Source organism: Shewanella sp. POL2 (assembly GCF_000282755.1).
Classification (GTDB): domain Bacteria; phylum Pseudomonadota; class Gammaproteobacteria; order Enterobacterales; family Shewanellaceae; genus Shewanella; species Shewanella xiamenensis.
On the sequence record NZ_AKZL01000037.1, the window covers coordinates 13548 to 27587 of the forward strand.

Sequence of the window (14040 nt, forward strand, 5' to 3'; positions counted from 1 at the left end):
ATAACCTATTATCTTTTAAGAGAAAAAGTATGCATACACGGAAGTTACTAACGCTATTGTCCTCAAGCCTATTAATTACCACTACACTGCCACTCAGCACGTTTGCCGCCGATGAACTCACAGGCGTTTGGCAGGGACAACTGGGTAAAAGCAAGATAAGAGTCTGCTTTAACCAATATGGCACCGGCAGTTATTACTATCAAAAATACCTCACCCAAATTCGACTCGAACAGCAAGACGGCATCTGGAAAGAAGAGAACAACACCGGAAACTGGCAGTTTGATACCGTAACACCACAAACACTGAGTGGCCAGTGGTTTAAAGACAGCGCCAGCAAGTCACTGCCAATACAACTTGAGCGGCAAATAAGCCCAGATAACAATGATGATTGCAGCGCCGATGCCTACAATCTGCCGCTTGAAACTAAGCCTTCGGTGAGCCGTGGAAAATGGCAACGCTTTCAGACTATTGAATACCGTCCGCTGACCTTTGGCACTGATGTTGGTATCGAATTTAACGGCCCACAAAAAGGCATTTCGGCAATTAATCACTGGCTTGAGAGAAAGCTCACCGATGATGCGCAGCTGGCACAAACCTTTGAGACTCGCCGCAGAATGTTGGCTCAAATGGGCAGCTTTGTGACTGACGAAACCTTTGCAGAACCCATTTTCCTTAATCAGCATTGGCTTAGTGTGCGCTTGTATCGCTGGGCAGCGGGTTATGGTGCCAATGGGATCAGCCAAGAGTTTGTTAGCTTCTCGCTTGCAGATGGAAAACCTTTCCATCCTTGGCAATGGTTTATCGAGAATGAACAGCCTCAAGCCATGCCGGAGAGTATGAGTTATCCGTTACCACAAGCACTTAAGCAAAAGCTGTTTGCCGATATTCCGCCAAACGCAGAATGCCCCACCTCCGACGGCTCTGGCTATTATCAACTGACTCTTGAGGCAACTGGAATGAAGTTTTGGGAAATGCCCCGTGGTGACGGCTGCGAGCAGGAGTTTACCTTAACCCCTCAAGAAGCCATGCCCTTTGCCACTCAATGGGGTAAAACACAACTTAAACTATTGGAATAAATTACGTATTACAAAACTACGGTATTGGGAAAGTAGGCTGTAATGGTGATAAATATGATGACACCAAACGCGCTTTCCCATCCAACACAGCAACGCATTTCAAACTTACCCGTTTCAGTAAGGGATCATCCTTGAGCAATTTAACCGTAAACAGCGTGACACCCGAAGCCTTAGTGCAAGCCCAGTTAGTTGCCTATAACCAACACGACCTTGCAAGCTTTGTGGCACTCTTTAGCGACAACGTTTGTATTTACCGTCCACCCGCCACAGAGCCCGTTATTCGGGGTAAAGCCGCATTTCGCGATTTCTATCAAAATGAACGCTTTAACTTGCCGCATTTACATGCCGAAATCCTCAATCGTATGGTTGTTGGCAATAAGGTCGTGGATCACGAACGGATCAGCGGCATACACGACGAACCTTTTGAAGTGATGGTGGTATTTGAGGTAATCGATGGGCTAATCCAAAATATGTGGAGTTTTGCGACTAACTGATGGGTTATCGGGCTTTATTTGATGCAAGATTGAACCGCTATATTCACTCCGCATCTTCCGAGTAAAGCATTGCCTGAACAGCATCGTATCTCAATACGTCAACATGCCCGAGTAGAAAATGGCTAAAGACCCACTACACTTAACCATCTAAATTCGCCATAAACAAGGCACACTTCAATAGCAACGAGGGAACACATGAACGCTAAAATCATCTTCACAGCCAGTATTGCACTATTACTATCCGCAAATTGCCACGCCATTAACGATGAGTATCGCAAGTTACTTGAGCGTTCAGGCTGTACCCAAGTGTCTGAAATGCAAGGGTGCGATATCCACAAAACCAAAGAAGAAAATGCCAAAGCAATGGCTTCTCCCAAAGCCGCTGCTGACGCCATCATTCCCAATGCCCAACAATGGATAGCAACAGCCAGCTCAGGAGCAACGGTTGCAAATATTCAAATCGATGATAAACATCAGGTTTGGGTTAACGGTAAACACGTAAAATCCAGTCAAAGTGGTGGAGCCATCAAATTCAAAGACGGTATGGTGGAATTCACCATTTATCCCGATGCCAGCTCGAATAAAGAGAGTATGTGGATTGATAACGATGCAGGATCAAAAGGCCCGATTACGGCCAAGTAACGCCTAGTAACAACCTACACTTGCCATCCCGCAAAAATAGGGGCTTACGCTTACAGCAGATAAAGTTCGCTAGCATACGCGATGAGCCCTTTAATACTATGGTCGTTTTGAAAGTATCGAATGGGCTCATTCAAGCGAGACTGCCTTTACAGCCAACAGAAGACATTTCATATCCCTGAACCTCAAAACGCCCTTTACAGCATGAATCAATCACGGGCTTCTAACATTGGCCTATGATGCTTACACAGGCCCGTTAACCCTATTAGGATTAACTTTACTAGAATGGTTAACCTACCAATGTTTATCAGAAAAGTGTTACACCTATCCCAGATTTACTTTCGACAACTCATTTTAACGTGAAATCAACGGATTCTGTGAGATGGATGACTGTCCCTTGGCCGCAAAATGCCTTAGGGTTAGTAGCAATTGCCAAAAGGGTAAAGCCAAGCGCCCTTTTTCTTTAACCATTTTGCCTAACAACAGGAATTGCTGATGTCTGATAACCAAAATGCCTTTTACGCCCGCGCCACTGAGTTGATTAAGCTCGCTAACCAGCAAAACCAAAACACTGAAATCCAAACTGGTGAAGTCAGTGCTTCATTTATGTGGGCCCTCGCCCGCTACAACGCTTGGTTTGGCTCCACCAGCTTTGAAAACAAAGAGCAAATGCAGGCCAAAAAACAAGAAATGATGGACTACTACATGGAGCGTTATAAAGAAATGCTCGACGCCAATCTCGAGGACTATATCGAAAACTTCGACCACTACCGCGCAACGCAAAAGTAATCGTTTACGCAACGCCCGATAGCCTAAGGTTATCAGGGCGTCTGATTTTTAGCTTAAGTGGTGATGACTCTCATTCCTCAACACTTAGCTACATCGTTATCCAATATTGATTAATTCTCGTCACGACAAGCCAGTATTTGCGACCGAATGTCTGCCTTAAGCACTAACATCTTGCTGTCAGTTGAATACTTAACAGAAATATTAACATAGGCTCTTTTTAGCTACTCATGTTGGTTTTAATCCATAAATAAGCAACATAGATAACCACCGTAGTATATCCAGCCGATATCACTAGATTACATTTCCAAAGAGTTAACCAAAAAGATCCTCTGAAATAAGTACGCTTTCTGACCTCATGATTAAACAATGCAATTGAAGAAAATATCAACATCAGTGCGGAGCATCCCAGCATAGGTAACAACAGAAACATAATACCCAAACCTGCCGCTCCTAAAGATGCGTTAGATGTTTCATTACCAATGGGGGCGAGCATCATAAAGCCCAAAGCTATCCCTGCTATTGTAAGTATCAATCCCAAAAGTTGGAGTGTTCTCATCATCGTCCTTAAGATTAAATCCGCACATACTAGGGCGTATTGACGTTTCGAGATTAGAAGGACTATGTATGCAAAGAACGCCAACAACATCCTATCTACGCTCTCTTTAACAATCCCTAATTTATATCGTCGTCTCTACGATTGTTAAATCTACAAAATGGCGCTTGTAACAGTGTGTAAGCGGAGCAACTAAACCCAATCTCATGTTAAACATGAATTATTAGTGGGTTCTTGTGAGCAAATGCAACGGCATATCATCATCTAAATAGGCCTCATCTGCCAGATAGAGCTTATTAGTACGGATCATCTTCTGGATCATCTCAACATAGGCGTAGCCGCGCTCTGAATATCGATCCAAGGTACCAGCAAGCGCAACACCCGTAATTGTTTGATTGGCTTGCCTTGATTCGGCACGAAGCTGACGCATTTTGTGGTAAGCACTATGGGTATTTAAATTCAATAAGTATCCTTCAACGGAGGCTAAGGGTGTCTCAAATCGCGCCAGCCCATACTGCCCCATCCCCTGGCGCTTTTGCTTTGGCTCCATACCATTACCATTAAAATCCCACTGACCAAACAAGGCATTCCCCTCAAGAGTAAAGCGCGATGTCCCCCAACCACTTTCCTTTGCCGCCTGGGCCAATACTAGAGATGGAGGCAAAATATCTACCCGTTCAAGCAGGGCTTGCCTGTGGGACGGTGATAACGACGGTATTGGATTACTGATAACTTTGTACTTAACCGCTAAAGCGACCAAGCCAGTGTCGTTGAGGGGCGCAGAGATTACCTGTTGCCGTTCTTGTAACACTTTTTCATTCGCTAATAATACTAAGGGGGTCATCAATCTAAAAAACACCATCTTCTTTTGCTTCACAGGCAATTGCTCTGATACCGACCGCCATCCTTTACCTACGGCATCAAAGGTTAATCTCGGAACCGATTTATTCCCCTCATGGAAATTTTCAGCAGTGTAATTAAGGGATTCAAAAAATAGCATCAAATCATCAATGGAGTGAATACTTACAGTGATAGGTTGAAGTTCTGCCTGCTGCACGGACCGTTGCTCACGCTCTGGTTGAAATATAATGCCGCCAATACGATGTTCACCTTGAGTATCTTGATTATTCACTTGGGTATAGGAAGGCTGAATTAAGGCTGATAATCCCATAATAGGTGGTTTTGTTGACTGACAATTTGCAAGCGGATAGCAAGTCTTTTCAGTTGTAAACGCCGTAGACAAGAGCTGATTAAACACCAATTTGTTGTCGGTCATTTCTGCTGCGGCGAATAGAGGTGAAGGCATAGACATTAGGAATAGCATAAGCATTGCTAAGGGCAGTTTACAGTTTATCAACATGGAATCTCTCTGGAGAAAAACAATCGCAGTCCAACTAGCCAAAACACAGGGCGGGAAAGATAACAATAAAATCCTGACAATTTGCTTAATAGCTAGGCAACTAGGTTTGTAATACTGACTTGACTGCGGAAATATCGCATGTGTCAAGCAGTTGAGGCGGCTTTTGATAAAATGACCCGCAGGCATGCCATGTTCACTCAGTGAACTCCATCATAAAAATGGGAACATGTAGAGATGCAAACGCTATAGACCATCGGCTTCACTACATAAGTCATCTTAGCGATCAGAAGACTGGTTGAAATGATTAAGAACCAAGACTGAATAAAACAAAGTATTTCGGCATGCACATATAAAAATACTTTGCACGACTTATTATTTTTAATAAATCGAAAATAGTATGGTTACATTGAAAGGCACCAATAAATAATGACCATTTTATAGATCAACATATTGATTATGAATTGTAATAAATTCAGACTTATTATTGAGCACAGCCATAACACACTTAGGATCAAACTGTTGACCCGCATTATCCTCAAGATAAGCAAATGCATCCTCAAACGACCATGCCTCTTTGTATGGTCGTTTGCTTGTTAAGGCATCCAGAACATCAGCAACAGTGACTATTCTTGCTTCTAACGGAATATCCTCTCCTTTTAATCCCTCAGGGTATCCCTTACCATCGAAACGTTCATGATGGTAGTTGATAATATTTTTTAACATCTCCGTATGGTGTATCCCATTGAGACTAAACTCATTAATCATCAAATTAATCATCTCACTACCTTTAATGGTATGAGTTTTCATCACCTCAAATTCTTCAGCGGTTAATTTCCCTGGCTTCAATAGTATTGCATCTGGCACGGCGATTTTACCTATATCATGTAACTCAGAAAATAGATAAATAAACTCAACTTCCTCATCACTTAATCCTAACTCTTTTGCGACTGTTTTAGCGATGATGCGCGAATATGAAGACATTCGGTGTAAATGATTTGCCGTTTCTTCATCACGATAACGACCAAAGGCTCTGGCAGTAATAAGTGCCCCATTAAATGTCTGAATAGAAAGAAATTCAACTGCAATGATACCTGCTAGGATTTGTGCATATGCGGAAAGTTCAGCACGTATTGCATCATCAAAATAACTACTCTCTTTAGAGTTACAAAATAAAAAACCAACAAAACGATCATTAAAATACAATGGTTCGGTATAACTAGATTCGTAGCCCGCCTCAAGCACTTTTCGACTATGTTCAGAACTATATATAAGTTGAGTACATAAATTATCTAATACCCTAGCTTGGCGGCTTTCCACTATATGTTGGAGAGACGGTGTTTCGCTCAATTTTGCCTCATATAAACTCAACGGTGGCTTACCATCTGTACTATGCACAAAGGTTTTAATTTTATCTGTATGTTGATCATATATAGCAATTGCGATTCTAGTTAATTTGTCAAAATTTTTACGGAGTCGTGCATGAACATAATGCACTCGTTCATTTATTGTCCTGTCCATGATTCACTCCGCAATTAAATCTCAATAATTACAATACGAACATATTCGTTAGCGATAAAAACAACTGTTTTTTATCGCTAACCAAAGGTTTGACTTAAATTTTTAAGTTGATTTGCTCTATTCAATAAATTTTTACTCGTCGCACTGACGCCTTCAACTTTCATACTATTGTCATGGGATATTGATGAAATAAGATTAATATTTCTATTAATATCTTCAATCACAGCTTGTTGCTCAGTTGCAGCTGAAGATATTTGGCTGGAAAAAGCGGATACTTTATCTATTTCAACCGTAATATGATTTAAATATTCCGCTCCAATTCGAGTGCTAGAAAGGCAAGTATTCGTTCTACCGACATTCAAATGCATCAACTCTTTCCATTCATTCAGTGTACGCTGAATATGCCCTATACTCGTTTGAATTTGCTCTGTCGCTTTATGAGTACGAGTAGATAGATTACGAACTTCATCGGCAACAACTGCAAATCCTCGCCCCTGCTCACCGGCGCGAGCCGCTTCGATTGCAGCATTGAGTGCTAACAAATTCGTTTGATTAGCAATCCCTTGTATTTCAGACATGATAGTGTCTATTCGTTCTGACTCACTGGACAAAGCTACTGCAGAATCAAAAGCTTGTTCAGCTTGGGTCGCTAATGAGGCAACTTCAGTTTCAACATTTTTTAGTTGCTGACTGGTCACCTGACAATGACGACGGGCTTCTTCAATCTGTAGATTACTCGCTTGGATATTACGATTAATTTCTTCTGCTGCGGATGCCATTTCAGTCACCGCAGTAGCAACTTGTTGGATCTGTAGATCTTGGGAGGTGATATCATTGCTCGTGGTAGACATAGACGTACTAATCTGATCCGCAATAGATTTCAATGAATGGGTTGCGTCATCAACTCTTCCTAAAACAGTCCGAATTCGCGCCTGCCCAAGTTTGATATGAAAATCTGCAATACTGTGGGGGGCGTCACCAGAAAAAATCAGCCGGCTAATGCTATCGTAGTCATTCTCTAATCGCTGCAAGTATCTAGGCGTTAAAAATAACTGCTGTCGATTTAAGGCAATGATAGCGAGTAAGGGCAAGATCACTAAGAGTGATTGAGGAAAGGTTAGCCACCAAACACTACAGACAATGGCTATGGATAATAAAAGAAAACTGACTAGATGATTTGATAGTAACTTATTGCCCCAAAATATATTTTTCTTGTTTTCAAGCGCTCTTAACTCCTTATACATCACACTAGCACGCGCTTTATGTTCAGGCGTAGGGCAACAACGGACTGATTGATAACCTGAGATCCGGCCATCCTCATAGATGGGGGTAACATAGGCATCGACCCAATAATAACTACCATCTTTACAACGGTTTTTAACCATGCCACGCCAGGGCTTGCCTTGCTTTAAATGTTTCCATAAATCGGCAAAAGCAGCTTTCGGCATATCTGGATGTCTAACTAAATTATGATGCTGACCAATCATTTCATCGAGTTGGTATCCAGCCACTTGGCAAAAGCCGGGGTTAGCGTAGGTAATTACGCCATTAAGATCGGTTGTGGAAACGAGCTGTAGATCTTCAGAAAATTTGACTTCACTATCTTTAGTCACTACATCCTTGTGTACCATGATCACAATCCCTGATTTACGGTTGGATTAGTGTAAAAGTATAGTAAGGTTTTCCTTAATTGCACTTTTATGAAACAGCACTACTAGGGCGTGCGAGGTTTCAGGATTATTTTGCAGCATTTGACTGACACTTATACAAAGCAAAGTCCGTGCGATGTCATGACTCAATCTAAACAGGCGATAACATAGCAGACACGCCAACACGTCCTAAATCCCCAAAGCCAGCAGCATATAATGCATTCAAAGCAAACAAATTTCTCATCTGTCGTTTATGTAAGCACCTAAAATCAAAGAGGGGCAAACAATCCTATTTGCCCCTCTGATGCAGTGACACTGTGGCGAATCAGTTAGTTACTTATGCGCAGCAAGAACAAACTTGATACATCGCCATTATTGAGTACATGTTTTTGTCGTTTGGCAATCAACCTGCTGCTTAAGTTGCTGTGCATATTGCTCCGCTGCTGCTTTTGCCTTTCGGGCTTCCACTTTTTGCTGCACATCTTCAGCTAATGCCTTATCAAAGGTCTCCATGCCAAAATAGTCGGCAACATCCAAATAAATAAACCAAGCGGCAGCGGCAACGAGGCCATAGGTCAGTAGACGTAACATGGTATTTAAACCTCAATAATTGTATCGACATCTGCAATATAGCTGAGGTTTTTTATAAAGAAAACTGTCAATTTAATGACCAAAAAATGTCAAATAAATACCATTAATCAATGAGATACAAAAACACAAAAACCTTAAATTACAGAGTTTTAGCATTTTAAGATTAAAGTCTGCATTAAACTGTCAAAATTAATGATTTACCATGGAAAAAGATCGATTATTTGACATGTTTTTATAAAGTGACAATAAACCATAATCTCCTTAACTAACGTCAGGAAATCGACGATAAAATCATCAAACCCTATTTTTGGCATAAAAAGCTAAACCCAGCGATAGCCAATTAGGTTAACTTCAAATTCTGTTTAGCCTAAGTGCCAGCAATCCCTCCCAGCAGCTTTACTGCGATATAATGCCGCATCAGCGCTCTCAAATAATTTTTGGGGCAACTTTGGGCCAATGGCAATACCTATGCTTAAGGTTACCCGACACTGTTTCTCACGCCATTGTTGCAGACGGATAGAATCTAATAACCGATTAAGATTGTTCACTAATTCAGCTTTATCTTCCAAAGGGAATAAACAGGCAAACTCATCGCCACCAAAGCGATACACTTGTCCACGAGTGAAAGTCACCGCCAAAATATCTGCGACACGTCGCAGCACAGAATCTCCAAACTGATGACCAAACTGATCATTTATCTGTTTAAAAAAATCGACATCAATCAGGACTAACACATAGGGCGGCTGATGCATTCCAAATTGATTAAGATCTTCATCAAATGCACGACGATTGCCTATATTCGTTAAGGGATCAAGCCTAAGTTTTAAATGTTGCGTTGCTAGTTTATTTTTAATTTTTCGCAGGCTTTTATCCACGAACCAAGATGAATTCACTAACTTATCTTCAGATAACACGCCATTTAACTGTTCAACTTCTAACTCAATTAATTTAAGTTCTTGTCTAAAAACTTTCATTAGTGACCTAGTTCCCATAGCGGCAACAATAAAAAATGCAGCAATAGGAAGTAATAGTAAAACAAGCTGTTCCACAAGTGCCTTTTGGAACCTAACTGCTGGCACATAAATACCTACTTCCCAATCAGCATAGGCTAAAGGTTTCACTAGCAATATGCCATTCAGTAAACCACTAACACAAACTAAAGATTGATTTGCAGAAACAGTATCGAACTGTAATAGCTCACCATTCACTACTGACAACATTTCTTGGCTTTGACGATCACGAATAAAAACTGAAATATTTAAATTGGTCGACATTCGCTCCAACACTTTATCCAAGGTATCAAGAGACATATCAACCAGCATAACACCAATAGGTAATCCACTGTCAGACAATACTTTTTGCCCAAGACTTAGTACTTTTTGATGGCTATTAAATTCCTCATAGGGACCGATCCAAACTGGGGCATTTGATTCAGATTTAAGAATATGAAACCAAGGTCGCGTCTCAGGATTAAAATCAGCGCTTTTTTCCCAATGAGGGTAGCTATCAATATGTCCATTTAAGGCATTATAAAAATAAATATAATGCTCTTCTTCCATTTTAATTTTATGCCCTACAGCCCAAACGGGATTAAATACAGACTCACCTGCAAGAATAGCATTCTGATCAAGCATAGAAATTAAGACTGAATGTTGCTTTTCATTTTCTTTAACTAGCTCATAGATATAGGTACTTTCAAGTACATTCAGTATTTCCTCATACCCCACCATTCTTAATCGAACATGGTTTTGATAATTTAACACTGCTATTAATAATGTAATAATCACAATCGCAATGCTGGCAAATAGAAATGCTTTAGTAAGTAAGTGATGTTGTTTTAGATGAGGTAATAAGGATGATGGCATCGTGTATCTAGATAAAGTAATTTGTACGAATACTAGGGGGATCATCCTCTCACTTCATTGATAGTTATCAAATTTGAAGATAAAAAACGTTAACATTTAAAGCTTTTAAATGCCGAAGCTTACAAAAAGAAAATAGTTTTATGAAATTGTTTAAACCACAAGAAACTGAAACAAAAATAACATGTTTTCAACCACAAAAATCAGCATGGATTTACATATTATCGACAAACGGTTGAGGCAGTTCATAATTCTTTGGCTGCCATACCAGCGTTTTTTATAAAACGATTAATTGATGCTGATTCGATAAAAAAATACTCAAATGCGACTCAAGATCACAACAACATTCCTAAGGTAAGCTCCACCCTCAAAGGGTTTACTCGGCTTAAAAAGCTTGAAAAAAGATCCCAAAGGCACTGAAAATCGCCACAAACCAAGAGAGGGATCGTAAGGTGCCTTTATTCAATAGATATAAAATCTGATACGCAAAGCGCGCCACAATATGCACAATGGCTAACCATTCGGCTGTAGGTGTCACCTTGCCGGTTGCGATTACAGTCAGCACCGCCAAGCCAAATATCAGCAGTGATTCAAACGCATTTTGATGCCCCGCTAACGCCCGAGCACCAAATCCAGTTAACTGCGCCTGCTGGCTGCGAGGATGATGGTTATCATAACCACCCGCTTTAGCCATCGCCCAGGCCACAGGACCTTTGGCTAAGTACGGCAATAACATGGCGACAAACAAACAAGTCAGTAGTGTATTCATAGGATTCCCTTATTGCTTAGAACAATAAATGCATATCAAACAGTGCGTTGTAGTGCTTATAACAGTGAATTTACTAGCAAAAGGCGATTGATTAACGTGCCTTATCTAAGGCATCGCAAACGGCCTTTACACCAAGTAAAGCTCTAGGCGTCGCGCGGTGTAATAAATCGGCATTTAATTGATAAATATGCTGGTTTTTAACGGCGGGGATTTCGGTCCATTTACGCCAATCAATCCCTTTAACATTGCCTTCTTCTTCGCTTTGTAAAATCACCTCGGGCAAGGTCAGTAGCACATTCTCAAGACTCACCTGCGGATAATCACTCGCCGCATCATAAAAGACATTTTGCCCATGGCACACGCCAATAATCTGCTGGATCCAACTGTTTTTCGCAACCGTCATTAAGGGCGTCGACCACAACTGATAAAACACTTTAGGCTCAGATTTAGCGGCGTTTTCATTGCGGAGTCGAAGCAGCTCGCGGCGATAATCCGTTGCCACTTGATTAGCCTGCTCCACATGCCCCGTTAATTGGCCTAACTCTTCAATTTCTTTGGCAACATCTTCAAGGGTGTTTGGGGAACTGCTGTACAGTTTAAAACCTAAGTTTTTGAGTTGGTTGATATCCTCGGCTTTATTGCCCGTATCCCACACCACAATCAGATCGGGATTAAGCTCTAATACGCGCTCAATCTGAATACCATAATAACCACCAATACTAGGGATTTTTTTCGCCGCTTCGGGATAATCCGCATAATCTGTGGCGGCCACAATCGTCTCTCCCGCACCAATGGCATAAAGCATTTCAACCGCGTGGGGAGACAACGCAATAATACGTTTTGCTGGCTCTGCGATAGCTGATATAGGTAACAGGGCAAGACTGACACCTAGGATAATAATGCGTCGAATTAACATGAAATTCCTTATGATTTAATCGATTAACTTTTCTGGCCAGCCATATTTTTCAAGGTAGGTCTGCAAGTTTTTAGGGCGATACTGAGGATCTTGATCCCAACGCACCTTGACCGAATGATGCAACAATACAGGCGCAACATTCGGGTCAAGCGCCCGCAAATACGGCTGCTTAATCCGATAAAAACTACGGCGTGAATCGTGCAGCGTCGCCAAGGGATTAGGGCGTAAACTGGCCATTAAATGTGGCTCGAGACTTAAATTAAACCGCTCAGCCTCAGCGATCATCCACTCAAGGGCATTATCTGACAATAAAGAGCCATCTTTATCCGGCTGATAACTGCCGCCAATATTGCTATGGGCGCCAGCAAACCACACTTGCTGCATATCCATATTGTCGCGTAATTGCCAGATAGTGGGCTCAAAGTCGCTGCGATGCTCGTCTATCGCCAAGGCATGGCGGGCAACACGCACATTGCGACCAATTTTAGTGTCGTAAAACTCATCTTTATCTTCAAATAAGCCGAGGAAGGAAATCGGGATCCCCATAGCGCCCACCGTATCCCACACCCCAACAAACTTAATCTCCCGTGATTCATGGCTGTGCTTTTGTCTAAACTCAACGGATTTATCGCCGCTTGGAGCAAAGGGCGCGCTGCTTTTTTTATAGTGGTCAAAGGCTTGTTGGATAAGCCTCGCATCGGGGCGCTTAAGAATACCGCAGTTATTGATAAGGCCACACAGGCAACGCACTGTGTATGCGCCTCGGCTAAAGCCAAAGAGATAAATCTCATCGCCAGGGGAGTAGTTCTGCACGATATAACGGTAACCATCCATGATATTTTTATGCAGCCCACGCCCTGTCGCGCCGCCAATCACTTCATCGTAATAGGAGCCCACACCCCAATCGTAAAACACCTGCTGGGGTTTTCCATCGGCCGCCATCGGGCTAATGGCCCGCGCCAGACGTAGCACATTGGTGGGAAAATCCACCTTAAGGTCTTTCTCGGGTCGATTCCAAGTACCGTCAGCACAAATCACAATACGTTTATTCATCGCATCATCCTTGAGTTATCCATGCCCACAAAAGCGCTCAATAGAACGCTAACGGATTTTATCTCGGAACAACAGCCTTAATTAGTGTTGAAGCACTGCTTACGGCGTTTGCTCACTCACCAAACTCACTAAGATTATTCACTCTGCTTAATAATCAAATCCAGGCTGCGCTTTAATGCCCGCTTCGAAGGCATGTTTAATGGGTTGCACTTCACTTACCGTATCGGCCAGCTCGATAATCGCTCGGTGGCAGGCGCGGCCAGTGATAATCACATGCTGCATAGATGGACGGTTTTTAAGTGCAGTCAGTACCCGTTCGACATCAAGATAGTGATAACTCACCATATAGGTCAGCTCATCGAGCATCACGCAATCAATGCTCTCGTCTTGCAGTAAAGCTTCAGCTGCTTCCCAAGCGACTAGGGCGGCTGCGGTATCCTTTTCTTTATCTTGGGTTTCCCAAGTAAAGCCTGTACCCATCACATGAAAACTAACGCCTGCGCCTTCAAGTAGATTACGCTCACCGCATTCCCAAGTGCCCTTGATAAATTGCACTACCGCCGCTTTTTTGCCATGACCCACCGCGCGGGCAACAGTACCAAAACCTGAGGTCGACTTGCCTTTGCCATTGCCCGTTAGGACTAACAAAATGCCCTTTTCATCCTGAGCGGCGGCAATTTTTGCATCAACCCCCGCTTTGAGTTTTTGTTGGCGCGCTTTGTGGCGTTCAGCCTTTAATTGTTCTTGGTTATTATCGTTTGCTGTTGTCAT

General features: G+C 42.2%; 14 protein-coding genes. 4 read left to right on the forward strand and 10 right to left on the reverse strand.

Annotated elements, in window-relative coordinates:
* Positions 1-29 precede the first annotated feature (29 nt).
* The 4 genes from SHEWPOL2_RS11655 (at position 30) to SHEWPOL2_RS11670 (ending at position 2998) form a co-directional block, all read left to right on the forward strand.
* On the forward strand, positions 30-1076 hold the full coding sequence (locus SHEWPOL2_RS11655) for a hypothetical protein (RefSeq protein ID WP_037428412.1): 1047 nt from the start codon (positions 30-32) through the stop codon (positions 1074-1076).
* A gap of 131 nt (positions 1077-1207) precedes the next feature.
* Positions 1208-1570, forward strand: coding sequence for a nuclear transport factor 2 family protein (locus tag SHEWPOL2_RS11660; protein ID WP_037421594.1), 363 nt, complete (start codon positions 1208-1210; stop codon positions 1568-1570).
* A gap of 195 nt (positions 1571-1765) precedes the next feature.
* Positions 1766-2212: a hypothetical protein gene (locus SHEWPOL2_RS11665; protein WP_037421597.1), complete on the forward strand. Its 447-nt coding sequence runs from the start codon at positions 1766-1768 to the stop codon at positions 2210-2212.
* A gap of 492 nt (positions 2213-2704) precedes the next feature.
* Positions 2705-2998, forward strand: a complete 294-nt coding sequence (locus SHEWPOL2_RS11670) for a DUF3144 domain-containing protein (protein ID WP_037428416.1) — start codon at positions 2705-2707, stop codon at positions 2996-2998.
* A gap of 217 nt (positions 2999-3215) precedes the next feature.
* Here the strand turns inward: SHEWPOL2_RS11670 and SHEWPOL2_RS11675 are convergent, their stop codons facing one another.
* The 10 genes from SHEWPOL2_RS11675 to cobO all read right to left on the reverse strand — a co-directional run bounded on the left by SHEWPOL2_RS11675 (position 3216) and on the right by cobO (position 14040).
* Positions 3216-3554, reverse strand: coding sequence for a hypothetical protein (locus SHEWPOL2_RS11675; protein WP_037428446.1), 339 nt, complete (start codon positions 3552-3554; stop codon positions 3216-3218).
* A 220-nt stretch (positions 3555-3774) separates the two neighbouring features.
* Positions 3775-4911: a glucosaminidase domain-containing protein gene (locus tag SHEWPOL2_RS11680; protein ID WP_231640351.1), complete on the reverse strand. Its 1137-nt coding sequence runs from the start codon at positions 4909-4911 to the stop codon at positions 3775-3777.
* A 435-nt stretch (positions 4912-5346) separates the two neighbouring features.
* Complete coding sequence (locus SHEWPOL2_RS11685) at positions 5347-6429, reverse strand: HD domain-containing phosphohydrolase (RefSeq protein WP_037428419.1); 1083 nt, start codon at positions 6427-6429, stop codon at positions 5347-5349.
* A 77-nt stretch (positions 6430-6506) separates the two neighbouring features.
* Positions 6507-8042 (reverse strand): methyl-accepting chemotaxis protein, encoded by a 1536-nt coding sequence (locus SHEWPOL2_RS11690; RefSeq protein ID WP_204366683.1) that lies wholly within the window; start codon positions 8040-8042, stop codon positions 6507-6509.
* A 408-nt stretch (positions 8043-8450) separates the two neighbouring features.
* Positions 8451-8669 (reverse strand): hypothetical protein, encoded by a 219-nt coding sequence (locus SHEWPOL2_RS11695; RefSeq protein ID WP_037428423.1) that lies wholly within the window; start codon positions 8667-8669, stop codon positions 8451-8453.
* A 362-nt stretch (positions 8670-9031) separates the two neighbouring features.
* Entirely contained in the window at positions 9032-10534 is a 1503-nt protein-coding gene (locus SHEWPOL2_RS11700; RefSeq protein ID WP_197278467.1) for a sensor domain-containing diguanylate cyclase, read from the reverse strand.
* Positions 10535-10916: 382 nt separating this feature from the next.
* Positions 10917-11300 (reverse strand): MAPEG family protein, encoded by a 384-nt coding sequence (locus SHEWPOL2_RS11705; RefSeq protein ID WP_037428426.1) that lies wholly within the window; start codon positions 11298-11300, stop codon positions 10917-10919.
* A 91-nt stretch (positions 11301-11391) separates the two neighbouring features.
* Positions 11392-12216: a cobalamin-binding protein gene (locus tag SHEWPOL2_RS11710; RefSeq protein WP_037428429.1), complete on the reverse strand. Its 825-nt coding sequence runs from the start codon at positions 12214-12216 to the stop codon at positions 11392-11394.
* A gap of 15 nt (positions 12217-12231) precedes the next feature.
* Positions 12232-13269 (reverse strand): DUF2235 domain-containing protein, encoded by a 1038-nt coding sequence (locus SHEWPOL2_RS11715; RefSeq protein ID WP_037428431.1) that lies wholly within the window; start codon positions 13267-13269, stop codon positions 12232-12234.
* A gap of 147 nt (positions 13270-13416) precedes the next feature.
* A complete protein-coding gene (cobO, locus tag SHEWPOL2_RS11720) occupies positions 13417-14040 on the reverse strand; it encodes a cob(I)yrinic acid a,c-diamide adenosyltransferase (protein ID WP_037428432.1) in 624 nt (207 codons plus the stop codon).

Coding starts and splice junctions, on each gene's coding strand:
- SHEWPOL2_RS11680 (WP_231640351.1), bottom strand. CDS start 4,911: ATGTTGATAAACTGTAAACTGCCCTTAGCAATGCTTATGCTATTCCTA.
- SHEWPOL2_RS11710 (WP_037428429.1), bottom strand. CDS start 12,216: ATGTTAATTCGACGCATTATTATCCTAGGTGTCAGTCTTGCCCTGTTA.
- SHEWPOL2_RS11700 (WP_197278467.1), bottom strand. CDS start 10,534: ATGCCATCATCCTTATTACCTCATCTAAAACAACATCACTTACTTACT.
- SHEWPOL2_RS11715 (WP_037428431.1), bottom strand. CDS start 13,269: ATGAATAAACGTATTGTGATTTGTGCTGACGGTACTTGGAATCGACCC.
- SHEWPOL2_RS11695 (WP_037428423.1), bottom strand. CDS start 8,669: ATGTTACGTCTACTGACCTATGGCCTCGTTGCCGCTGCCGCTTGGTTT.
- SHEWPOL2_RS11670 (WP_037428416.1), top strand. CDS start 2,705: ATGTCTGATAACCAAAATGCCTTTTACGCCCGCGCCACTGAGTTGATT.
- SHEWPOL2_RS11705 (WP_037428426.1), bottom strand. CDS start 11,300: ATGAATACACTACTGACTTGTTTGTTTGTCGCCATGTTATTGCCGTAC.
- SHEWPOL2_RS11655 (WP_037428412.1), top strand. CDS start 30: ATGCATACACGGAAGTTACTAACGCTATTGTCCTCAAGCCTATTAATT.
- SHEWPOL2_RS11665 (WP_037421597.1), top strand. CDS start 1,766: ATGAACGCTAAAATCATCTTCACAGCCAGTATTGCACTATTACTATCC.
- SHEWPOL2_RS11675 (WP_037428446.1), bottom strand. CDS start 3,554: ATGAGAACACTCCAACTTTTGGGATTGATACTTACAATAGCAGGGATA.
- cobO (WP_037428432.1), bottom strand. CDS start 14,040: ATGACAACAGCAAACGATAATAACCAAGAACAATTAAAGGCTGAACGC.
- SHEWPOL2_RS11685 (WP_037428419.1), bottom strand. CDS start 6,429: ATGGACAGGACAATAAATGAACGAGTGCATTATGTTCATGCACGACTC.